Here is a 22,335-nt window from a genome sequence, read left to right on the forward strand (position 1 = left end):
CCAAATCGGTAATTCCTAGTAGCCGCGTCTCCGCTGCTCCAGCTTCATCTTTCTCTCCAGCGCTTTATAGACCTGATCCGCGATTTTCTCGGGCTGCAGCTGCGGCATTCGCATGATCATCTTCTGCAGCTTATCGGGGTCGAGCTCGCGCGGCGCTTCGACCTGCACTTGGCGCGGCGGCTCCTGAGCCGCGGCTTGCTTCGGCAAGTGATGCGCCAAGGCGGGCATGGCCGTCCCGTCCGAGAAAGGGCCGGCGGCCATCTGGCCGGCGCCGGCGCCGGCCGGATTCGGCCCCCGTCCATGCGGCACCGCATAGCTTAGGCTCCGGCTATCGCCCGCAGGCGCGGACGGGCCTTGCGCAAGCGCCCGCATCGGACCGATGCGCGCGGCCGTCGTCAAGCCGGTTGAAGCAGTACCTAGCAAGGCTGCTGATAAACCCGGGCGTATCGCGGCTCCGGGCGCGACGCTTCGTCGATGCGCGGTTACCGCGCCCGGCGTCGGACCTCGCCGCATACGGCCCCGCATGTCCGCGTCGCTCATCGCGAACGGGGACTTCGCCTTGCGCAGCCCGTACTCCGGCGTGTTGAGCGGCGCCCCGGCGCCTGTCGTTCCTGCGAACGGTTCGGCGCTTATTGGCGGGCTCGCCGCGTCCTTGCGACGGACAAGGGCGGTCGTCAAAAGATTCGCCGGCGTTCGCCGCGCCGCAACGGCGTTTCGTCCCGGGCTTGCCGGGGTCTTGCGCAGCGTGCTGGCGTTAGGCGACAGGCCTGCGGCGCTAGGCGTCCTGCCCGCCGGTGCCTGCGGCATCGGCTTGGCGGTTCGCGCCGGACTCGCAGGCGATCGGTGCAACGCGCTTGCACTTGGCGCTTGAGACGCCGGCGTTCGGTGCGACACGTCGGCGCTCGGCGTCAAAGACATCGGCGTCCGCCGCGATAGGTCGGCGCTCGGCGGTACAGACGCAGGCGTTCGGCGCGATAGGTCGGCGCTCGGCGTTACAGACATCGGCGTCCGGCGCGATAGGTCGGCGCTCGATGTTATGGATGCGGTCGAGCTGCGAAGCAAGCGGGCGCCTTGCAGCCGGTCCGCCGGTGCCTTCGGCAACGAACGGGCGCCATGCGATGGATTCGCCGGTAACCGGTCATTGGCGCTCGGTACCGTGGACGGAGATGCCTTGAGAGCCGCAATTGCGCTTAGCGACGGATTAACCGCTGCTCGTTGAAGCGCATCGGCGTTTCGTGCCAGGCTCGCAGAAGACTTGTGCACCTTGTCGGCGCTTCTTGTTCGCTTCTCCGTTGTTCGGTTCCGCCCATCGGCATCCGGCTTTCGGATGACCGGGGCTTTTCGTACGGTGTCGACGAGCTGCCCCCGGTTTGCCGGTGCCGAGCGCAGCTCATCCGCATTCGTCTTAAGCGATGCCTGCGCCTTGCCTGCCGCATTGGCGCTGCGCCTTCGCGCGGCCAGCGTCCCGTTCAGCCATTCGGCCTTGCGAGCCGGTGATTTATGTAATGGATCGGCGCTTCGAAAAGGGTTCGCCAAAGTCCAGGTAAGCCGGCTGGCCGACGGTGCGATTTTTTCCGGTCTCGATCGGCCTTCCTTCCCTGCTTCGACGCCGGCTATCGCTCGCACTCTGGATGCGGTCGGCAAGCGATGTATCGCACGTTCGGATTGAGACGCGCCCGAAGGGAACGACTCCCGGATTGACCCGGCCGAGTAGCGGCCGTTTCCTTGCTCCGCCTCTCTTCTCTTGGCCGCTGTCGCCTGCGGCGGCCCGTCCTCAACTTTTCGATGCGCTCCCTTGACGAGATTCGGAGCTGCCGGCATTCGGCGAAGTTGAACCCTAAAGTCTGCCGATCTTCTATTAACGTTGCCCGTATTGCCTATCAACCGCCCGCGGGCTACTGTCAGCGGCCGTTCTTCTCTGCCGTTGAGGGGCTGCGAAGGTCGAGCCTTCGCAAACGAACCGTCAGGCCGCCCTCCACTGGCCTCATCGCTCGCGGCGTTTACGATGCTTTCCTTATGCAGGTTAAGCGCATTTGCGGAATGCCGGTGAAGGATGGCCCTCCTGCCGCTTGCCGCAGGTCTTTCCGCGTTCGGCAAGGGCGATGCGGCTGCCGATTGCCCGCCAACGCCGCTTCCGGGGCGTCCCGGCTTGCCGCTTATCGGCCGGCTTTCTCCGACATGCGTCCCGACTGAGGGCGGATTCCCGAACCGGCTCCGAAGCTGCCTGCGCAATAGGGTCATCGGCGGATTCGTCTCCGGAACCCGCCGGCTTATTAATGCAGCCTTGACCGGCGCACGCGATTCCCGGCCCGCCGGCTCATTTCCGGACGTGCTGACCGGCCCGGCGGCGATTGACCGGGACTTCGGCTCGTTATTGCCCCGGGACGACGGTCTGCTCGGCCCAGCCGATTCAACGTCGGTATTGCGACCCGGCTTAAGAAGGTTGGAATCGTCGGCCGGTTGACCGCCATTCGCGACATAGTCCCGATGGACAAGCCGCTTGGCATGGATCGCCGGGCGAATCTCGTCAGGTGGAACGGCCTTCTCCGGGCTCCGCTTCAGCGCAAAAGAATGCCCGCGCCGACTTAGCCGTTCGTGATACGAAATCGTCCTCATCATCGCCAATCCCGCATGGCGGTCACGGCTTGCCTCGATCAGCCTGCCGCCGGCATCGCGCTTGTCCAGCCCGCTGCCGGCCGTTTCGGACGCCGGATTCGCCGAGTGTAAGCCGGGCTTCTCCGATTCCCGCCGCCGTTCTCCCGTCTCGCGACTCGTCCCTGCTGCTTCCTGCCGCTTCTCGGGTTCCGCGCTCTCGCGCTCCGCCCGCTCGGCTTGTTTCACCGCTTCCTGCCGCCGCTTGCCGGCAGATGCCGTCCGCTCCTCCGCTTCCATGCGCTCGCGCTCCGCCCGCTCGGCTCGCTTCTCCGCGCCCTGCCGCCGCTTGCCGGCAGCTGCGGTCCGCCCCTCCGCCGCCCGAGCCTCCTGCCTCGCGCTTTGGAGCCGGCTTGCCGCGTCCAGCAGCTCCTGCCGCATATTACCGCCGGCATCGCCCGGCTCCCGATGCGAAATCGCTCGTCTGGCATTCGCAAGCTGCATGGGCGGACGGCTGCTTGCCGATTTGCCCGGCTGCGCGAGGAGCCGCACCCGTTCCTTCGCCATCTTCTTGTGCAAACGCTCCAGCTTTCGGATCGCTTGGATGACGATGCCCGGCTTCACCTGATCCTGCTGCCGTCTATATTCATCCGCTCGCTGGGCGTTTCTCCCGGAAGGAGCTTCGCCCGGCGTTAACGGCGGTTCCGTTCGATTGGGATATACACGCTTTGCGGCGCCATTCGGATCGATGGCCTCGCTCATGCGCGAGGCTTGCTCCTTCGTCCGCTTCGTTACCGTTCCCGCGGCTTCCTGCAAATTTACGGGATGCGTAACGGCAAGCTCCCTTGCCGTCCGTTGCTCCCGAATGACGCGGGTAACATCCCGTAAAACGATCGTATGGCGTTCGACGATCACCTTTTCGCGCTCGATCGTCCGCTCAACCGTTCGCTCGGAGGGCGGCGCCGCTTTCCGATTCGGGCCGGCGCCTCCCCCATCGGGAGCCTTCGGCGCCGTCACCTTCACGTGAACGGCTTGCTGTACCACGCTCGGCTCGCTTCGCCTGGCATGCGCCAGCGCCGCCTTGCCGAAGCGGCTATGAGGCGACGCTCCCGCCTTATATTTATTTAAGATGCCGCCGGCAAACGGCTGAACCGACACGGGCGGCGTAAGCGCAGCTTTGTTCATGCGGTCCGAGTCCCGTTTCATCCGACGCATCCTCCTTTTCGCATTTAAGCCGTTCCTATAATGGAAATCGGGCAGTATAACGACTGCTTTTCAAAAAAATAACGAGCTAACCTGTATTTGATCCAGCCTGACCGGCTGCAATCGTCTCATTTGATGCCTTCTGGCTTTTTTTACTGGATGAAATCCAATATAGACCCCACTACTACACATTCCCCGCAACGACGGCCATTGCCATCACAACCTTCTGCCGGCCGGCGCTTACGCCTCAAACTCGCCGTACAAGCCGTTGTGCACGATCTCGATCGTCTCCACCGCCACGTCGCTCGTGCTTGCGTTCAGCTGCGGCCCCGTCCATTTGACCGGATACGCGTCGTAAAAATTCCAGCGCCCGAACTCCGTTCCGTCCGCGGATTGCAGCACGATCGCCCCGGTCTTGCGTTCGATCGTTCCGTCAATCGTGCTCTCGTACCAATTCCAAAGCGCGGGCGATTTCGTCATCCCTTTGCGAAGCACGAGGTTCGGAAACCGTACGCCCTTCGGCAGCTTATGCACGTAGCCGTTGACGCCGCCTTCGCGGTATTCCTCGATTTCCGTCTCCGCCTCGAGTCCCGACACCTCGGAGAAGCCCGCCACGAAGATGTCGTCAAGCTCCACCCAGAACTTGAACGTCGTGGCCACGTCGTGAAAGCGACCTTGCTCTCTTCCCCTCATAACGGCCATAGCCCTTCCCCGTCACCTCTTCCCGAATACGTCGAAAATGTTTTTCTTGCCTTCCGTTTCGTCGTTCAATTTGCGGTTGATTTTGGAAATCTCGTCACACCAGCGCCTGCGCTCCGCATGCTCCATGTTCATGATGTCGTCGTGCGACCAGTGAAAATAATACGCGACGAAGCCTACCTCCTCGTACAGCCGGTCGGCCGGGTAACCTAGGAGTGGGCCTCCGTTAAGGACAAAAAATCGACGGCCACCTCGAAGTCGTGGTCGCATTTCGGACAGGCGGCGAGCACCTTCGGCGCTTCCAAATCGTTGATTTGGCGATACAGGTTTTGCAAATAGGCCAGATCGGCCGTGAACAGCTTCTCGATCAGCTTCGTGTCGATGTGCTTGACGTCGCCGAGCCTGGTGATGACTCTCGCCATCAAAATAACGGTCAAATAACTCGGATTGGACTGGACGCGAGGGTCCTTCATCGGCAAAATCTCGTCCGCCGCGGTAGCGAGCCGCATGACGCCATGGCGGTGGAGATTGCCCTGGTCGTCGACGTATCCGCGCGGCAGCTCGAATTCGTATTCGGTTTGAAACGCCATCGCTTCATCTCTCCCTGTCGGTTATTGAAGCGTAAAAACAAGAGAGGAGCAAACGAATAACCGCTTGCCGCCATCCCTTGTTTCGCTTCTGCCTGCCTCTAATTGCCGTGCTACGCCGTGCGCGTCAACCCTTCGTGCGCGAACTCGACGAGCTCCAGCGCCACCTCGTTGCCGGTACCGTTAAAGGTTGGCGCGGTATATTTCACCGGCCACGCTTCAATGACCTGCCATGTCGCGACGTCGCCGCCTTCTTCGTCGAGGGCGATGATCGTAATCGTCTTGCGCTCGACCGTGCCCTCCGCGCATTCCTGAAGCCATTCGTACAGCTCCATCGACTCCGTCGTGCCCCATTTCAGCGTAATGTTGCCGTATTTGATCAAGCCCGGGAGCTTGCGCGGCGTAATCAGCTCGTTGCCCTCGCGGTATTCCACGACGTCGAAGGTCGCTTCGAAGCCGGATACCTCGCTGAAGCCAGCCTGCTCCAGCCCTTCTATTTCAACACGAAACCTAAAATTGCGGTATGGATCAATACGATCTCCTGGCATGTGAATCCCCTTCCGTTATTCGTTATGGAAGCCAATGATTATTCCGAACCTGTTTTTTGCGTGATGCGGAACACGACGAACTCGGCCGGCTTCACCGGCGCCACGCCGATCACGCAGATCAGGCGTCCGTTGTCGATGTCGTCCTGGGTCATCGTCGAACGGCCGATATCGATATAGAACGCTTCGGACGGGCTCGTTCCCGCCAAGGCGCCGTCGCGCCATACGCGCGTCAGGAAGGCGTCGATCGTCCGTTGGACGCGGGCCCACAGCTGCTCCGTGTTCGGTTCGAATACGACCCAGTTCGAGCCGTTCTTGATCGAGCCCTCGAGGAAGATGAACAGACGGCGCACGTTAATGTATTTCCAGAGCGAGTTGGAGGAACAGGTGCGCGCTCCCCAGACGCGGATGCCTTGGCCGGTAAACGCGCGGATCAGGTTGACGCCCGCCGGATTCAGAATGTCCTGCTCGCCGTTGTTATACTGCACGTCGAGCCCGACGACGCCTCGAAGCGTCTCGTTGGCAGGGGCTTTCTGCACGCCGCGCGTCGTATCCGAGCGGGAGTAGATGCCCGCGATCGTGCCGGACGGCGGAATGAAAATGTTCCGCTTGTCGAGCGGATCGAATACTTGCAGCCAAGGATTGTACAGCGCGCAATAGCTCGAATCGAACAGGTCGCGGTGCGCGAGCACGTCTTGCACCTTCGTCGCTTCGCGAGGGAGATCGAGAATCGCGAAGCGGCTGCCGAGGTTCTCGCAGTGCGCGACGAGCGAGAGCTGCACGTTCGGGTCCGTTACGCCGGGAATGGCCATGATGCTGACGACGTCGTTGTCGATGAACGACTGGATGCCGGTACGCTTGCCCGGTCCGAAGTCTTCCCCGATGAAGTCGCCCGCGGACAGGCTTTCCTTCGTGCCGTCGCTGCCGCCGGACAGCAAAATTTCGAACGGGCCTTCGCCTTCGCCGGCGATTTGCGCGAACGGCGCGACGATGCCTTCGCCTGCGCCCGCGACGCGAACGTCCACGAGGGCGGACCGGCCGGCCAGCTTTTCCACGTAGTTCGGCGCTTCCGGATTAAGCGAAGCCTTCTCGTACGTTTCCGATTCGGTGCCGTAAACGACGCTGAGCGTAAATTCCGCGGTGCTGAGCGATTTGGCCGGGACAAGCGCCGTGTCGACCACGTCGCCGCTAAGCGGCTCCGCCAGTTCGATGACTTGATCGTGAACGGACACGACGCGGTTGTATTGCTTGTCCGCGCCGTCCACGAAGACGACGATGTCGCCGGGATAGAAGCCCGAAGCGTTCTTCACGCGGTAGCGGTTGCCCTCCCCCGCTTCATGGATCGGGGTTTTCGCTTTGCTTGCCGGAACGGCGACGACGCGGATTTGGTTGCCCCATGCGCCCGGATTTTTGGCTTGGACGGACAGAACGGACGCTTCCTCCGATTCATTGGAAGCCGTCTTCGCGTCCGATGGCGCTACGCGCATGACATAGCAGCGCGAGCCTCCGTTCGTGAAAAACTGGTTGACCGCGTAAGCAAGATAGCGGTACGAGCCGAAAGCGTTCTCGGACAAATAATTGCCGAAGACGCGACCGAAATCCGCCGGGCTCGTAACGAGCTGCGGCAAGCCCTCGACCGGTCCGCGGGAAGCGAGCCCGATGAAGCCGGCCGTGCTGGTGCTTACCCCTTCGAGTGGTTTGGCGCCGCTCTCGAATTCTTCCACGTAGACGCCTGGCGATAAATACTCAGCCATGTGTGATCTCCTCTCTGGAACTATTTATGTATTAGGCGGCGCCGGGCTTGTATGCAGCGGTGCCGGCCGTAAGACCGAAATGCGAACGCTCCGGCCGCCCTACTTCTCCCGGTGAAGGGTTACGGGCGGCGCGGCCGCAACCTGACCCGCTTTCGCCGCGAGCGAAGCGCTGACGGCGGCTTTCCCGCTCGTTGCGGACGCTTTCACCGTAAAGCTTGGCGGAAGCGTACCCCGCAGCGGCAGCAGGACGGTGCCGTTCGGCGCGCTGACCGTGCGGACCGCCGGCAGCAGCACCGCTCCTCTGCGATAGCTTTCCTTGACCGGCTGCCGAAAGCGGAGCCCGCCGCCCGGCAGCGTCTCGGCGACGCGAACGAGCTCCTCCTTGCCTTGTCCACGAAGCAGCAGGCTTTCTCCCGCTACGGTCTTCCCCTGCAGCAGGCCGATCGAAGCGGACCATGCGCCCGCCTCCAGCGTCTCCTGCGCAAGCCGGCCGCGGGCGGCAGAATCGTCGTCGATGTAAGCGTCGACCGGCGCACCCGGAAGCGGCCTTCCGTCTTCGCCGCATAGGAGAAAAGTAACGCCCGTCGCCGAAGGCGGATACGCGTAGCCGGGACCCGGCATGAGCGGCACCGTTACGAGCGGGCTTAGCGGATCGAGCTCCGAGGTCACGATCGTCTCCCAGTATGGCAGGAAGAACGGGGACGCGACCTCGAGCGCGTAGCTCCCCGGGGGCAAGTCAAGAAACAGGTAGGTGCCGTCCGGCTTCCGGATCGGCTTCTTCTGTACGCCCTGAAGGGAAACGCTTAATGCGGACGGCGCCGGAAGGCGCCTGGTCCATACGTCGACGGGAGAAACGACGAGCGAGCAGCGGGTTACGCTAACCGAACGTTGCCGCGTCACGGTCAGCCACCGTCCTTGTCTTCAAGCACGATATGGCGCTCGACGACGCGGGCGACCGGTTTGACTCTCGTCGAATCGAGCATGACGGGACCGACGACGTAGACGACGGACAGCTTGTACGGCGTATCGCCGAACTGCCACAGCTTCATGAGCTCCTCGCCCTCCATGCCGACCAGCGACATCCGGATCGGATCGCCTCCCTCGGCAAGCGCGCCCTCGAGGTAAGGGCTGCGAAGCACGGCGTTGTCGTACATGACCTGCATCGCTCGGCCCAGTATCCGGTGCTCGTCGAGCGCCCTGGTCAGCCGGTCCGCGCTGGAATGGGCCGTCATTAGGAAATAGAAGTCAAGGGCCTGCGGAGGGAATTGCAGCACGCCCCCGCGGTCCACCATTCCGGTCCGCCGCGCCTCCCCGTTCTCCTTCACGTTGAACAGGAACAGGGAGAGCGCGAGATCCCCTGCATCCCGGGGAGACGCCATTCCGATCAGGTCGGGGCGAGGGACGGGATCCGGCGTCAGATGGTCCCGCAGCAGCCGAAGCAGGCTGGCTTCCAAATCCGCTATGACCGTATATCCTGCCATCAGCCTACCACCCTCCCAATGCTAGATTTCCAACTCTTTCATGTCCAAAATCTATTATAGCTTCTCTATTACTAATTGACTATGCAAAATTGCTCAATTTTTGTCAATTTCGCTCGTTTTATTAGAAAAATGAAAAAGGCCCGCTCTTTGTCCCAAGAACGGGCTTGTCCGGTATGCTCAAACGTACGGCTCGAACGCTTCCTTTACGACGATTTTCCCCATTTTGTGCAGCTCCTGCCGGGCGGCGCGAATCATATGCCGCATCCCGATCGCGGCCTGCTCCGAGGCGGCCATGTAGGCGGCCGACAGAACGATATTTTTAATATGGCCGCCCGACGCGTCGATGCGCGCCGCCAGGAAAGCGAGATCCAAATCCTCGTCCAGCGGCGCTTCCTTCGGCAGCAGCGAGCGGAAGATCAGCTCGCGCTGAGCCGCGTCCGGGAACGGGAATTTGACGACGACCTGCATCCTGCGCAGGAACGCTTCATCCATGTTCTGGAGCAGGTTCGTCGCGAGAATCGACACGCCGTCGAACGTCTCGATGCGCTGCAGCAAATATGCGGCTTCCATGTTGGCGAACCGGTCGTTCGAATCCTTTATCTCCGTCCGCTTGCCGAACAGCGAGTCGCCCTCGTCGAAGAACAGGACGGCGCCGCTGTTCTCCGCTTCCGCGAACAGCTCGCGCAAGTTTTTTTCGGTTTCGCCGATGTACTTGCTCACAACCCGCGACAGGTCGATGCGGTACAGCTCCAGGCCCAGCTCCCCGGCCACGACCTCCGCCGCCATCGTCTTCCCGGTCCCCGGAGGCCCCGCGAACAGCATGCTGAGGCCGCGCCCGTAGGGCAGCTTGCGGCCGAAGCCCCACCGGTGCAAGACCGTCTCGTTATGCTTGTGCCGGCTGCAGGCGTCCTTCAGCAGCTCGAGCGGCTCGTCCGGCAGCACCAGATCCGGCCACCGCCTGACGAGCGTCTGCTTCACGGCAAGCTCGTTCAGACGGTGCTGCACCTGCGCGCGCGAAGCGGCCGCGTAATCGTCGGCAGACGGTTCCGCGCGGCCGCTCCAATCCGCCAGGCGCTCGGCATGCAGGCACATGCCCGCGATCTGTCCGGCCGTGAAGGCGTATTTGTCCGCCAGCAGCCGCAGCATGCCGTCGCCGGTCCGCTCGCCCGCGTACCGCCGCCAGAGCCGCAGACGGGTCGAGGCGTCCGGCACGGCAAGCGGCTGGTGGATCGGGGCGGCTCCGGGCGGCAGCGGCAGCTGCGAAGCGCGGCGCTCCTGCCGGGCAAGCCAGAGCGCCATCGGATAGCGGTGCGCAACCGCGTAACGGCCGACGGCGGCGCGAATCGCCGCGAGCCGCGCAGCCCAGTCATCCTGCAGCGCGGCTTCCCCCGCCCCTTCGTCGAAGCCGAGAATGGCGCCAGTCATCACCGCCTCCCGCTCGATTCGCCGCAGCTGCTCCGCGAGCTGCTCGGCATCCCGCGCGAGCTTGTCCGCCTCGACGAGCAGCAGCGGCTGGCCGGCGCCTTCCGCCAAATGGCGGGCGTGCAGCTTCTTGCCGGCGCCAGCTGGCCCGCTTAGATGGACGAACGGCAGCGGCTTGGATGCGGGATGTCCGCCGTTCTTCGCGGGACGCGACCGCTCCGCCTGCGCCGCCTGCCGCAGCCGTTCCTGCAGCTGCTCGTCGAACAAGAGCGCCGGGGCCGGAGCCGCGGCGCCATAGCTCGCGGCAAGCCCCGTCAGCCGCGCGTCGAGCGGCTCCGTGTCGAGCAGGAACGAGACGATGCGCGGATCGAGCCGCAGCGGCTGCTTCAGCGAGCTGCGCTCGTATGATGCGGCGGCTTTATCGACTCGGAACGCGAATCTGGCGAGCTTGGATTGTCCAGCCAGCAGCCGGCGGGCGGCTCCATCGTCCTCGCCCGGATCGCCGAGCAGCCGCAGCGCCATCCAGACGGTCGGCGTCCGAAGCGTCACGTCGTCGTTCAAGTAACCGAACCAGCCCTCGAAGCGGGGATCGAGCTCGGCGGCCAGGCACAGCAGCACGCAGCGCTTCTCCCATGCCGTGAGCTGAAGGCTCCACGACAAATAAGCGAAGGGGAGATAGATCCCTTCGCTTAGGCTGGCGTTAACCGCCCGCTCGATCGCGGCTTCGGCCTCCAGCCGCTCCTGCCGGTACAGGGCGAGCGCGTCGGCTTCCCCGCGCCCGTCCGGCTCCTGCAGCGACCGCTCGATGTCGGCCGCATTGACGACGAGCCCCCGCATGGACGGCGGCGTCTGCCCGTCGATCTCCCTGCTTTCGAATTCGGCGAGGAGCAGCCGGACGCCGCGTTCCGCAAGCGCGAGCCCGTCAAGCAAATGTTCTAATCCGGTTTCGTATTTCCGCATATTGGTTCCCCTTGTTTCAGGCATCGCGCGTCTAACGGCGCATGAGGCATAGGACCGCGATGTCGTCGGATTGAGGCGCCCCGTCCGCGAACATGAAGACGTCCATCAGCAGCGCGTCGATGATTTCGGCGCTGGAGTAGCCGGATGTCTGCGAGAGGAACGACTGCAGCCGATTCGCCGAATACTGTTCCTGGACGGCGTTCTCCGCCTCGGTAATGCCGTCCGTATACAAGACGATGCGGTCCCCCTTCGCAAGGACGATCGTCTGGTCTTTATACCTAAACTCGGGGAAGGAGCCGAGCGGAATCCCCTTCGGGAGCTTGACGGGCAGCACCTCGCCGTCCGCCTTCACGACGTACGGCGTACAGTGGCCGCCGTCGCTGAGCGCGACTTCCCCGGTAGATATCTTCAGCACGCCGCATACGATCGTGGCGAACAGCTGCGCGTTGTCGGTGCACAGCTCGTCGTTCACCTTCCCCAGCAATTCGCCCGGCGACAGCTCCGCGTTCATCTTCCCTTTGATGAGCGACAGCGTCATCGCCATGAACAGCGCAGCCGGTATTCCTTTGTCGGACACGTCGCCGAGCGTGAAGAACAGATGGTCTTCGTCGATTTTGAAGAAGTTGTAGAAATCGCCTCCGACCTCCTTCGCCGACCGGAGCAGCGCGCATACGTCGAACGGCTCGTTCGCCGAAGGCATGATCGTCGGCAGGAAGCTGAGCTGGATGCTTCCGGCGATCTGCAGCTCGCTCTCGAGCCTCTCCTTCTGCGCGGTCGCGAGCTGCAGCTCGTTCACCGATTCCTCGAGCGCTTCGTACAGCCTGGCGTTGTCAAGCGCAAGCGCGAGCGGCTCGGCGAACTTCGCCAGCAGCTCGCGGTCCGCCTCGCTGAACGGCGCCCCGCCGCTCTTCGAAGACGCCTGCAGCACGCCGAGCTTGCGCCCCCTCGCCGTCATCGGCACCGAGACGACGTCCCCGCTCCCGGCGCCCCGCGAATCCCGCTCCGTCACTTCCGCCAGCCCTACCGCCGCTTCCTCGGCGAATATGAGTTTCCTGGCCGCGTCGCTTACCGCATTCAGAAGTTCCGGCTTATAAAGAGAGGCGTGCATCTCCGTGCTGAGATCGAACAGCATCTCCGCCCGTTTCAGCCTGGCGGCCAGACGCCGGTTCCGGACGAACAGGAAGGCCGCCGCGCAGAGGCCCGCGGCGCCGATTAACAATAATAATTCCGACAAGAACGGTACCGCCTTTCTGGCTTCGGATTGTTCGTCATCAGGCGCCTGCTTCCATCTTCTCGACCGCTTCTTCGACCGTCGCCGCCATTTCCAATATCGTCGTGAAGCCCGACATTTCGAAGACGTCGTATACCTGTTCGCCGAGGCCGGCGCATATCATCCGGCCTTTCGTCGCGCGCAGCTTCTTCGCCGCGACCAGAATGACGCGTAGGCCCGCGCTGCTTATGTACTGCAAACCGCTGAAATCAAAGACGAACCGTTGCTTCCCTTCCGCCAGCAGCTGCAGGAAGGCCTGCTCGGCGACCGCGGCGTTGCTGCCGTCCAGCCTGCCCTCCAGCGGTATGATCGTTACCCCGTTCCTCTCCATTGCCTGTATGTTCATCGTTCAAGTCCCCTCCGCGAGTTGTTGGCCTTGCTTGCCGGCGCCGAATTGCTTCCGCATCCGAAAGCGGTTAAGTCCGCCGGCGTATTCGTAATGGATATCGTCCATTAACCGTTTCACGAAAAAAATGCCGAGTCCCCCGATCGGGCGATCCTCCAGCTCCATGTCGAGCAGCGCGAGCGGATCCGCCTCATCAAGCGGATTGAAAGGGATGCCGCCGTCTTCGATCTTCACTTCGACGCTGCTCGGGGAAGCTTGGATCGCGACGAAGATGCGGTGCTCGCCCCCATCGGGGAAGCCGTGATTGACGATATTGACGACCAGCTCTTCGCAGGCAAGCGACAGATCGAGCACGGCTCGCTGCGGCCAGCCGACTTCGGCCCCGATCTCTTCAAGCCCTTCGTTCAGCCGCCGAAGCTCGTCCATCCGGTTGAACAGCTTTATTTCGCGATCGATGGGATATTGCCAATCGTTCGACATGCACTACCTCCCGAGTTGAATCTGACGTATCCTAGCGTAACACATTCTACGAATGTCGCGGGAATCCTGCTCGGCTTGTCGAATAAATTCGCCATTTGCTCCGTCCGTTCGTCACCGTTCGACAATGCCGATCGCAACCGTCGGTATTCATAAAATAAGCTGTTTCTGCCATTTGTGAGACATGCGGCGCCTCGCCCTCCTCTTGCCCAGATTAATCGTTGCGGAACGGAATCGACTGCTTCGCGACGCCTCCCGCCTTATCGACGATGACGAGCTCCGCCGTCCAGGCGCCGCGCGCGTACAGGTCGACCTTGTCCGCGTAGTACGCCGTTTCCTTGAACCCCGGAAACGCAAGCTCGCCGCCGCTTTGATCGCTGAGCAGCGGCACCTCGACCGCCTCCTTCTCCGGATAACGGTCCGCTCTCAGCCGCAATTGGACGGAAGACGGCGCTCCGAGCTGCTCCGGCAGCCATACCTTCAGCGATACGCGGTTCGGCCCCGGGCCGTTCGGCGAAATCTCCAATGTGTAATGCAGCTTGTCGCCCATTTTGTGATAGGACAAAGGTTCCGTATCGGGAATGGGACTGACGTAGGTGAACACGCTCGCGATGACGATAATAAGGCCCATCAGAATGCCGTCCAGCTTCAGCAGACCGCCGCGCGGCAGCTCGTGCCGCTTCGCGCGCCTGCGCAGCAAATAGCCCGTCACGGTGACGAGGACGACGAGCAGCGACTTGGCCAGCAGCATGAGTCCCCAATCCGTGTAGAGCAAATAACGCCAGGACGGCAGAAGCAGCGCCGTCATGCCGACCCCGCTGGCCGCAAGCAGCAGGATGGTCAGCCATGCGGCCTTCGCGAACGTCTCGGCGAATCGCCCCGCCTCCTTCCGGTCGGCCCGCCAGAATAACAGCAGCAGCATGAGACCGCCGGCCCATACGGCCGAGCAGGCCAAATGGATGAAGTCCAGCACGATCGGCAGCGTATTGTCCGGCAGCGCATGGACATGGCCGTTAAAGCTCTCGGCGGCCGGCAGCGCCAGCGCCCAAGCCGCCTTGAAGGCGTCGTGCAGGCGCAGCGCGGCGAAGCCGAGCAGCGCGAGGAGGATGAGGACGAGCCATACCCGGCCGGTCGACGTTTCGGTCAGCAGCCGGAGCCACTCCCGCGAGTTCGCGCCGTCATAGCCTTTAAGCAGCTCGTTCAGATGAACGAATACGAACAGCAGGACGGCGAGCAGCAGTCCTCTTGCCGCCGCCAGGCTCCATCTGGCCGCCAGCTTGCGCTGCGCCTCCTCCGCTCCCGCCGGGAGCGCGGCCGACCAAAGCATGAGACCGGCGGCAAAGGTCAAAGCGAAATAATAGGCCGTTCGGACTGCGTAGAACAATAGCTCGCCGGTGCCTAAGCCCCCGTCCGCGCCGTTCCCGTGCGAGGAGTGGCTGCCATGGCCGACCTGCTCGTGCGGGTCGAAGGCAGCGGCTGCCAGCAAGGCGTTATCCGGCAGCGCGGAGGCGCGTTCCGGCTCCATCAACAAGAAAGCCGCCGCCTGCAAGGCAAGCAGCAGCGTAGCGATAAAGACAAGGCTTATCCGCTTCCCGGACAAGCACCGATTGGAATGGTGCGGGGCGTTGCTCACGATGTCACTTCCTTATAGTTGTTCTGCTACAGTGTACTAGACCCGGGTCAAAAGAACAATCCGTTCCTGTGCCGTCCGCATGCGAACGAAAAAAAACCGGCCTCCAGGGATCCCCCCGGTCCGGCCGGCACGCGCCTCCGCTATCCGTTTTCCAAGCTTTCGTTGCCGCCGCCCGCTTTATTTTTGAAATGCTTGACCGCGAATACCCACAGAAACAGCAGCGGAATGTAGCCCAGCAGGAGAATGCCTCCCGCGGCGCTTAACAGGAAATCGAGCTTCTCGATCGTCATCGGACTCTTGAGCGGAAGCATCGCGGCGATCACGGCGCCGCTCGTTATCCATAAAGCGGGCCTTGCACGCAAGGCGAACGTGCTTCGCAGCACACGTACGCCTCCCCATATCGCGACGCAGCAGCGCGGCATAATGACGAGCAGCCATGCGAAGATGTAAATGTAATCGAATCGTTCCATGAAGGGGAAGCGAATGACTTTGGATAAGATCAGCGTCGGCCAAATCGTGTGCTCCAGCTGCCGGATATTGAAGAAGGCAAAGGTCACGAACAAGATGAACAAATAAATAACGATGCTGTGCGCGTTCGCGACATGCGCCCATTTTCTCGCCTGCGGTTTATTTTTGACGAACGGATACAGAAGCAGCAGAAATTCAATGCCGAGAAACGGGCTGAGCGAATGCCCCGCCGATACGAGATAGTCCCGGGCGCCATGGTTGAACAGAGGCAGAAAATTCGACCAGTGCGCGTATTTTAACGGAAAGTAGAGAGTAGGAATGAGCAGGGTAGGCAGCGCGACGCAGACCAGGCTGATGCCCGCAATGACTCGCAGTCCCCCCGATACGAGGTAGGAAGCGGTAAGCACGAACAGGAACGAGAGAACCCTGAGCGGCATATGCGGAAATACCCACACATGGATCACCTCGACGTACGAGCGGAATTCATGGACGGCGAACAATAGAATATAGCCGTAAAAGCCGATCGTAACCGCTTTGCCAAGCCCCTTGCCGAACAGCCGGCGATGCAGGGACATCATATCCCCGTCCGCAGAATGGCGCAAGACGTAAAAGATCATGCCGATCAGCAGGTGAAAGCATAACCCGACCGCGAGTAAGGACACCCAGGAATCCATCTCGGCTCCTTGAATGATCCGGCTTTGAAAAATGAGCGTCGCCGTGCCCGTCTGCGTGCCGTGGATCAGAAACCATAGGAGATACGGAGATACGGTTAAGCTTTCCTTCACTTGTCTCCCCACCTGTCTTCCCCCTTGACGAATTTATTCCCCTATGCCGGATTTGCTTATGCGGAGATGAAGGCGTATGCCGAAGTCGACGTTCGAATATTCGGCTGCGTAGAACTGCTCCTCGCTCCAGCTTCTGCGGCGGGATCTGACCAGATCGCCTATGCCGAGCGGGTCGACCTTTTCTTCTTGCAATTTCAGGAGAAGCGACGACAGCTTGTCCCTTATTTGCGCTTCCAATTGCGCCAGCAGCCGATCGTTGTAAGCTTCGTCCTTTAAATCGAACCATTCCGGATACTCCTTGACCATGCCGTTCAACTGGAAGTTGAAATTGATCTGCGCCTTGTTCGGCTCGGCGTCGACGGTTTTGTACTGCTTTCCGTAGTTAATGGAAAAGATGGCGGAGCCTTCGCGCTTCCCGTCCGAAACCGTAAACGGGATATCCCCCTTCAAATATTTTCCTTGCAGCATTTTATAATGCAGCATTTCGTTCCGGTTCAATACGAGCTTCAGGCGGTCGTCCTTGAAAATGCCGTATCCCGCTATTTCAATATCACCCTTCCCGTTCAATCTTAGATAAGGAACCGAGAAGTCCCTCCCCGTCCCGTAATAATCGAACAAGACGGTCGACAGGTTGGAGAGCGGAATCGTTCCCCTCCTCATGTTGTGTTCGATCAAATGGTACGGAAGCTCGATGCTTTCTTTGCCGGCGAGCGATTCCGACAAGGCGGCGGCCGATTCCTCGGATACGGCCATAATCAAGTAATTGCTGATTAACGGGTCCTTGCATATCGTTTTCAAAAAGGAGGAGATCCCTTGTTCCGCGAGCGACTTGCTGAAAAAAAGCATGCGCAGCTTCTCGATCCGGACATGCTTCGCCGACTGGAGGTCGAATTCGTTCAGAACCAGGTTCGTTTGCTTCGCGTTCGCCCGCAGAGTGGTAATTTTTCCTTTCCCGGCGTAATCGGCGTACAGGGCAGTTCCGGAATAACCGGCTTCGTTCTTGTCGAATCCGAGCACGGACACGATCCGGATATGATCGACGATCCCCTCGTTGCTGCAGCCGGCAAGGACGGACAGGCAAAGACAGGAAGCCGCCAGCCTTCGCAGCGCCCTACTCATGGTCGATATCCTCCTTCTCCTCGCTCGGTCGGTATCGCTTAACCGAGAGCGGCTTTAGAAATTTGCTCCGATCCGTCAAGTGCCGGTAGGAGGCACGGAAGACGCTGTCCGCGAGATTGCCGGTCCGGAACGGGAAGAGCGGCACCAGATAAGGCGTGCCGAGCGATTTCAAGCGCAGCAGATGCCCAAGCAGGAAGAAGAACCCGATCACGATGCCGAGCCCTCCCCATAATGCGGCAAGCAGAATGAACGGGAACCGGATGAGGCGAATCGTATTGGCCATCTTGAAGATCGGCGTCGTAAAGGAGGCGAGCGCGGTTAAAGCGACGATGATCAGCAATATATTGCTCGTCAGCGCCGCGTGGACCGTTGCCTGGCCGATGACGATGCCGCCTACGATGCCGAGCGTCTGCCCGATCTTCGAAGGAAGCCTCGCCCCGGCCTCGCGCAGCAGCTCGATCGTGATTTCCAGGAAGATCGCTTCCATGACGGGAGGAAACGGGACGTGGCTGCGCGACATGATGAGCGGCTCCAGCAAAATTTCCGGCATCACCTCGAAATGATACGTTAACACCGCGACGTACAACGGCGTGGCGAATATGGAGAAAAGGACGCTTATAATCCGGATGACGCGGAAGAACGAGCCGAGAATCCAAGGCAGGTAATAGTCCTCGGGCGAAATGAAAAAATCCAAAAAGGTAGACGGCCCCGTAATGACGTACGGGGAGCCGTCGGCGAGTACGGCGACTTGTCCCGAGATGATCGCGTAGGTGACGCGGTCAACCCGCTCCGTCGAGAGAAACAGCGGGAACGGCGTATTGGAATTGTCCGAAACGATCTGGTCGAGCAGCGAGCTGTCGAACACGACATCGTAATCGATGGCGGACAGCCGCTGCCTGACCGTCTGGACATGCTTCGGGTTCGTCACGCCGTCCAAATACGCGATCGCGACCTTCGTGTTCGACAACGAGCCGATCGCGATTTCTTCCAGTACGAGTTCCGGAACGGCGATTTGCTGCCTTAACAGATGCAGGTTGAGCCCGATGTTTTCGACGAAGCCGACCTTAGGTCCTACGACGCTGAATTCGTTCTCGGTTTCGTTGTAGAGGCGATGCCCGGACTCCGCGTTATTGACGTCGACCAGCAGAACCGGTTCTGCCTCGCTGCCGTATTGAACGGCCGCGTAGCCTTTCATCAGCTTCTTCTCCAGGTCGGGGACGTCTTCCGCCGCCTTGGCGTCGTCAAGCGCGATTACGCGTTTTATATCGTCCAGCCCGGTTATGGCTTCGCCGTTTTTTTGAATGTTGGCTACGAGGAACCGGTTTATTTTTTCGGTATCGGTTAGCGATTGATAATAACTGATCCGGACAGGCGGGCGCCCGTCGTCTTCGAAGAGCGTCAGCTGATGGAAGTCGGTCGATTTCCGGGCCAAGCCGAATAGTTCGAGGGCCGTCTTCGGGACGTCCATCCCGCGATTCTTGGATTGCGTGGACGATGCTTCGTTCCGCTCCATCTGTCTGCTCCCTCCGCTGCAGGTTTTAAGCTAACACCATTATGTTCGGCGATTCGATAAACCATACATGACCCGGAGCGCCGCAGCCGTTTTTGGTTTCCTTGCCTCGATATGGTAAAGTTAGGGAGTGCAATCATCTCATCCATGAACAGGAGGTCGAACGGCCATGGCGAGTCAAACCGGAGCCATCGTGCAGCAGTCCTTGAACGCTTTAATGGGAGATCGGACATTTTTGCCGAATTTGCAGGAGCAAGCGCGCGTGCAGGCGTTTCAGTCGCTAGCCGCGATTCTTTCCACGCCCAACAAGGTCCATAAGGCCTTTCTTCGCATTACGCTGGACAGCGGCGACGTCGTGCGGATTCCGGCTTACCGCATTCAGCATAACGACACGCTCGGCCCGTACAAGGGCGGCATCCGGTTCCATGAATCGGTGAACGAAGACGAGGTTACGAATTTGGCGGCGCTGATGACGCTTAAGAACGCGCTGCATGAGGTGCCGTTCGGCGGAGGCAAGGGCGGGGTCGTCATTAATCCGCGCCGCTATTCCGCGAAGGAGCTCTATTTGATTTGTAAAAAATACGTCCAGTATTTCAGCGACGTCCTCGGTCCGGACAAAGACATTCCGGCCCCGGACATGGGGACGGGCGAGCGCGAGATGGACTGGATGATGGCCGAATACAAAAGTATCCATCCCGGCCAGCCCTACCTCGGCAGCTTCACGGGAAAAAGCGTCGTCAGCGGCGGCTCCCTGGGGCGCAGGGAAGCGACGGGCAAAGGCGTCTACTTCACGTTCCGGTATATGCTTCACGATTATTTGAAAACGCAGGGCAGCCGGCTTGCGGGGAGCGGCAATCCGTTCGCGCGGACGGCGCTCGCCCATGCGGACCGGCCGCTCTCGATCGCGGTCCAGGGCTTCGGCAACGTCGGCTCGGTCGCCGCGCTGGAGGCTTACAATTGCCCGCATCTCGCCAATAAGGTCGTGGCCGTCAGCGACCGGAACGTCACATTATATAACCCCGACGGGCTGCGGATCCCGGTATTGATCGAATACGCGGCCCATAATCGGGGCGATCTGCCGACCGGCGAAGACGCGCTCGCCGAGCTCGGCCTGAAGGCCCAAATTCTCGGGCGCGAGGACGTGCTTTACTTGGATGCCGAGGTGCTGATCCTGGCCGCGCTCGAGGATCAAATTCGCAAGGACAACGTCGGCCGCGTGAAGGCGAACATCATCGTCGAAGGCGCCAACGCGCCCGTCACGGGCGAAGCCGACGAAGCGCTGGCCGCGCGCGGCGCGATCGTCATTCCCGATATATTGGCGAACGCGGGCGGGGTCATCGTCTCGTATTTCGAATGGCTGCAAGGACGCGAGACGCAGTTCTACAGCGAGGACGAGGTGCATAAGCTGCTGTTCGCCAAGATGGAAACGACGCTGAGCGGCATTTTGCCCGCCTACTTCGGCGACGTCGCCCCGCTTCGCCGGAACTGCTACAATCATGCCGTCATGAAGCTTTCGACCGTGCTGTACCGGCTGGGCAAGCTGTATTAGACTCGCGGCCCAGGCACGTAAGGAGCTGTCTGTAAGGTCTGATACGACCTTATAGACAGCTCCTCCAAAATCCCCGTTTTCTTGCTCGCGTCCCTCGGATCGCCACTTTTTCTCGCGCTTCACTCGCCTTCTTCGACGATGGTAAGCCTCGGGACGGCGAGACAGTGAGACAGCGTGACAGCAGAGACAGCAGAGACAGCAGAGACAGCGTGACTGCTAAGCTAATTTCAAAATTTGAAACTAATTCGCTCATCAAACCACTCACCTCCTAAATAGCTTCAATATTTGAAACTATACGGATGAATTCGCGATTTGTCATTCGACTATAGCCGGTTTAGTTCAAAATTTGAAACTAAGTCTCCGTTTTCCCATCACCTATCGCTTTTAGTTTCAGTTTTTGAAATTAAATCGTTGCAGGCCGGGCTTATGCGGCGGGCTCGTGACCAATCAGATCTAAAAATTAGATCCGTTACGCAAATTTGAGTTAGTTTTGACGAATCAAGTCTAGCAATTAGACCTGATGGCCTTGGATACAGCGCTCCGCGACAAATTAATGGCGGTGCAAGGATCGTCCCTTGGCACCGCCATGATACTGTACTTATGATGACGCTAATCCTGTACATACCGGTTAATGACTTCGACCAGTAAGTCGTTCAGCAGCTTCACCTCGTATTCGCCGACGGCCGGCTCCAGATGGTCGCCACCGATGCCGCTGTCGTCCGTCAGGAAGAGGTAGGTGCCTCCCGTCGCCACCGCCATGAACCGAAGCAAATATTCGGTGTCGACGCTGACGCCGCTGGAAGCGACCGGAATGATGCGGATGCCCTGCGCGGCCGCCTCCTTCGTCAGCTGACGCACCTCGTCGACGACCTGCGGATCGTCGTGCGGCGGCGCGTCGAGCACGAGGAACAGCAGCCGGGCGCGCGCTTCCCTGCTCCATTCATGCTCATGGATCGCGTCGCGCAGCGCCCGGTCAACGGCCTCCGGATAGTCGCCTCCCCCTTGCGCCTTCTGCTGTCCGAACTGATCGATCACTTTGCCCACGTCCGTCGTGAACGGATAGGGCCTTACGATGTAATCGTCATGCTTATCCCGGTAAAAGTTCGCGCTCAGCCGGATGGCGAGCTGATTCGCCTGCTCGTCGGAGACGCGCCTCACGACGTCCTTCAGCTCCGCTTCCAAGTAGTTGAGCTCATCCTCCATCGAGCCCGTCGTATCGACGACGAACATGACGTCCACTTGGCCGGACGGCTCCTCGGCTTTGCCTAGATCCACCTTGACGCTCCCCTGCTGCAGGATATCCAGCCGCTCCATCGTTTTTCTTTCCTGGCCCGCGTCGACTTGAACCTCGTAACGCCCTTCGTTCGCGTTATCCTGTTCGTACAGACCGGCATACACATAAGCTCTGCCTTCATTGTTCGTGCGCGCTTTCCATACCGACTGCTTGCCGTTCTTCAGCTGCACGAGCGCATCCGGCACCGCCTTCCCGTTCGCCGTCACGATGACTTCAAGCCGGTGGAATTGCATAAAGCCCCAAGCCCGCTTCCCTTCGTCGCCTTCCCGGCTGTTCAGCAGGTTGCCGAACCGCTCCCATGCGGCCAAATCGTCCCACTCGCCCGCGGTTAACTGGCCGGCCTGCACGTCCCGGTCCGGATTCGCGTAGCCGCGCTTGCCGCCTTCTTTCTCTCTTGCCGGCTCCTCGCTTATGGAGTGGCGTTCGGACGAATCGGCGGAAGCCATCTCCTTGCTCTCCCCCGTGGCCGCGTTCCCGGCATCGTCGTCTGCCGCATTCGACGACGAGGACGAAGAGCAGCCGCTTACCGTCAGCGCGACCGCAAGTACCGCCGCGGCAAATAAGCCGATCCGACTATTGCCCCCACGCCTCTTCGTTCCAACATGACCCTCCTTCATTCGTTCAACCCCTTTATTTGTATT

18 protein-coding genes are annotated in these 22,335 nt (G+C 60.8%); 1 reads left to right on the plus strand and 17 read right to left on the minus strand.

Going from position 1 to position 22,335, the window contains the following annotated elements:
• Positions 1–15 precede the first annotated feature (15 nt).
• From IDH41_RS03290 to IDH41_RS03365, 16 genes are all read right to left on the minus strand, one after another.
• On the minus strand, positions 16–3,798 hold the full coding sequence (locus IDH41_RS03290) for a hypothetical protein (protein WP_190858265.1): 3,783 nt from the start codon (positions 3,796–3,798) through the stop codon (positions 16–18).
• Between the two features lie 237 nt (positions 3,799–4,035).
• Positions 4,036–4,497: a phage tail protein gene (locus IDH41_RS03295; RefSeq protein ID WP_223829407.1), complete on the minus strand. Its 462-nt coding sequence runs from the start codon at positions 4,495–4,497 to the stop codon at positions 4,036–4,038.
• 12 nt (positions 4,498–4,509) lie between these two features.
• On the minus strand, positions 4,510–4,764 hold the full coding sequence (locus IDH41_RS31895; RefSeq protein WP_190858267.1) for a DUF6760 family protein: 255 nt from the start codon (positions 4,762–4,764) through the stop codon (positions 4,510–4,512).
• Positions 4,704–5,084: a phage tail assembly protein gene (locus IDH41_RS03305; protein ID WP_190858268.1), complete on the minus strand. Its 381-nt coding sequence runs from the start codon at positions 5,082–5,084 to the stop codon at positions 4,704–4,706. Before IDH41_RS03305 ends, IDH41_RS31895 begins: the two co-directional genes overlap by 61 nt.
• Before the next feature lie 110 nt (positions 5,085–5,194).
• Positions 5,195–5,629: a phage tail protein gene (locus IDH41_RS03310; protein WP_190858270.1), complete on the minus strand. Its 435-nt coding sequence runs from the start codon at positions 5,627–5,629 to the stop codon at positions 5,195–5,197.
• A gap of 38 nt (positions 5,630–5,667) precedes the next feature.
• Positions 5,668–7,380, minus strand: coding sequence for a phage tail sheath family protein (locus tag IDH41_RS03315; protein WP_190858271.1), 1,713 nt, complete (start codon positions 7,378–7,380; stop codon positions 5,668–5,670).
• Positions 7,381–7,479: 99 nt separating this feature from the next.
• Positions 7,480–8,280 (minus strand): hypothetical protein, encoded by an 801-nt coding sequence (locus tag IDH41_RS03320; protein ID WP_190858273.1) that lies wholly within the window; start codon positions 8,278–8,280, stop codon positions 7,480–7,482.
• Positions 8,281–8,282: 2 nt separating this feature from the next.
• Complete coding sequence (locus tag IDH41_RS03325; protein WP_190858275.1) at positions 8,283–8,861, minus strand: DUF4255 domain-containing protein; 579 nt, start codon at positions 8,859–8,861, stop codon at positions 8,283–8,285.
• Between the two features lie 177 nt (positions 8,862–9,038).
• A complete protein-coding gene (locus IDH41_RS31900; RefSeq protein WP_190858277.1) occupies positions 9,039–11,243 on the minus strand; it encodes an AAA family ATPase in 2,205 nt (734 codons plus the stop codon).
• 31 nt (positions 11,244–11,274) lie between these two features.
• Complete coding sequence (locus tag IDH41_RS03335; protein WP_190858279.1) at positions 11,275–12,477, minus strand: PP2C family protein-serine/threonine phosphatase; 1,203 nt, start codon at positions 12,475–12,477, stop codon at positions 11,275–11,277.
• Between the two features lie 37 nt (positions 12,478–12,514).
• Complete coding sequence (locus tag IDH41_RS03340; protein ID WP_190858281.1) at positions 12,515–12,859, minus strand: STAS domain-containing protein; 345 nt, start codon at positions 12,857–12,859, stop codon at positions 12,515–12,517.
• A 3-nt stretch (positions 12,860–12,862) separates the two neighbouring features.
• Positions 12,863–13,339: an ATP-binding protein gene (locus IDH41_RS03345; protein ID WP_190858283.1), complete on the minus strand. Its 477-nt coding sequence runs from the start codon at positions 13,337–13,339 to the stop codon at positions 12,863–12,865.
• Between the two features lie 211 nt (positions 13,340–13,550).
• Positions 13,551–14,969: a copper resistance D family protein gene (locus IDH41_RS03350; protein WP_190858285.1), complete on the minus strand. Its 1,419-nt coding sequence runs from the start codon at positions 14,967–14,969 to the stop codon at positions 13,551–13,553.
• A 140-nt stretch (positions 14,970–15,109) separates the two neighbouring features.
• On the minus strand, positions 15,110–16,234 hold the full coding sequence (locus IDH41_RS03355; protein ID WP_190858287.1) for a GerAB/ArcD/ProY family transporter: 1,125 nt from the start codon (positions 16,232–16,234) through the stop codon (positions 15,110–15,112).
• Positions 16,235–16,255: 21 nt separating this feature from the next.
• Positions 16,256–17,341 carry a Ger(x)C family spore germination protein gene (locus IDH41_RS03360; RefSeq protein ID WP_190858289.1) on the minus strand — a complete coding sequence of 362 codons (1,086 nt, stop codon included), beginning with the start codon at positions 17,339–17,341 and terminating at the stop codon, positions 16,256–16,258.
• Positions 17,334–18,854, minus strand: coding sequence for a spore germination protein (locus tag IDH41_RS03365; RefSeq protein WP_223829408.1), 1,521 nt, complete (start codon positions 18,852–18,854; stop codon positions 17,334–17,336). Before IDH41_RS03365 ends, IDH41_RS03360 begins: the two co-directional genes overlap by 8 nt.
• A 166-nt stretch (positions 18,855–19,020) precedes the next feature.
• Between IDH41_RS03365 and IDH41_RS03370 the strand changes: the two genes are divergently transcribed.
• Positions 19,021–20,400 carry a Glu/Leu/Phe/Val family dehydrogenase gene (locus IDH41_RS03370; protein WP_190858291.1) on the plus strand — a complete coding sequence of 460 codons (1,380 nt, stop codon included), beginning with the start codon at positions 19,021–19,023 and terminating at the stop codon, positions 20,398–20,400.
• A 609-nt stretch (positions 20,401–21,009) separates the two neighbouring features.
• On the opposite strand, the gene IDH41_RS03375 is transcribed toward IDH41_RS03370, so the two are convergent.
• On the minus strand, positions 21,010–22,311 hold the full coding sequence (locus IDH41_RS03375; RefSeq protein ID WP_190858293.1) for a vWA domain-containing protein: 1,302 nt from the start codon (positions 22,309–22,311) through the stop codon (positions 21,010–21,012).
• Between the last annotated feature and the right edge of the window lie 24 nt (positions 22,312–22,335).

The organism is Paenibacillus arenilitoris (assembly GCF_014705655.1).
Classification (GTDB): domain Bacteria; phylum Bacillota; class Bacilli; order Paenibacillales; family Paenibacillaceae; genus Pristimantibacillus; species Pristimantibacillus arenilitoris.

Excerpts from the sequence above, each read along its gene's own strand:
- IDH41_RS03290 (WP_190858265.1), bottom strand. The coding sequence starts at position 3,798 with ATGAAACGGGACTCGGACCGCATGAACAAAGCTGCGCTTACGCCGCCC.
- IDH41_RS03295 (WP_223829407.1), bottom strand. The coding sequence starts at position 4,497 with ATGGCCGTTATGAGGGGAAGAGAGCAAGGTCGCTTTCACGACGTGGCC.
- IDH41_RS31895 (WP_190858267.1), bottom strand. The coding sequence starts at position 4,764 with ATGCGACCACGACTTCGAGGTGGCCGTCGATTTTTTGTCCTTAACGGA.
- IDH41_RS03305 (WP_190858268.1), bottom strand. The coding sequence starts at position 5,084 with ATGGCGTTTCAAACCGAATACGAATTCGAGCTGCCGCGCGGATACGTC.
- IDH41_RS03310 (WP_190858270.1), bottom strand. The coding sequence starts at position 5,629 with ATGCCAGGAGATCGTATTGATCCATACCGCAATTTTAGGTTTCGTGTT.
- IDH41_RS03315 (WP_190858271.1), bottom strand. The coding sequence starts at position 7,380 with ATGGCTGAGTATTTATCGCCAGGCGTCTACGTGGAAGAATTCGAGAGC.
- IDH41_RS03325 (WP_190858275.1), bottom strand. The coding sequence starts at position 8,861 with ATGGCAGGATATACGGTCATAGCGGATTTGGAAGCCAGCCTGCTTCGG.
- IDH41_RS31900 (WP_190858277.1), bottom strand. The coding sequence starts at position 11,243 with ATGCGGAAATACGAAACCGGATTAGAACATTTGCTTGACGGGCTCGCG.
- IDH41_RS03340 (WP_190858281.1), bottom strand. The coding sequence starts at position 12,859 with ATGAACATACAGGCAATGGAGAGGAACGGGGTAACGATCATACCGCTG.
- IDH41_RS03345 (WP_190858283.1), bottom strand. The coding sequence starts at position 13,339 with ATGTCGAACGATTGGCAATATCCCATCGATCGCGAAATAAAGCTGTTC.
- IDH41_RS03360 (WP_190858289.1), bottom strand. The coding sequence starts at position 17,341 with ATGAGTAGGGCGCTGCGAAGGCTGGCGGCTTCCTGTCTTTGCCTGTCC.
- IDH41_RS03365 (WP_223829408.1), bottom strand. The coding sequence starts at position 18,854 with ATGGAGCGGAACGAAGCATCGTCCACGCAATCCAAGAATCGCGGGATG.
- IDH41_RS03370 (WP_190858291.1), top strand. The coding sequence starts at position 19,021 with ATGGCGAGTCAAACCGGAGCCATCGTGCAGCAGTCCTTGAACGCTTTA.
- IDH41_RS03375 (WP_190858293.1), bottom strand. The coding sequence starts at position 22,311 with ATGAAGGAGGGTCATGTTGGAACGAAGAGGCGTGGGGGCAATAGTCGG.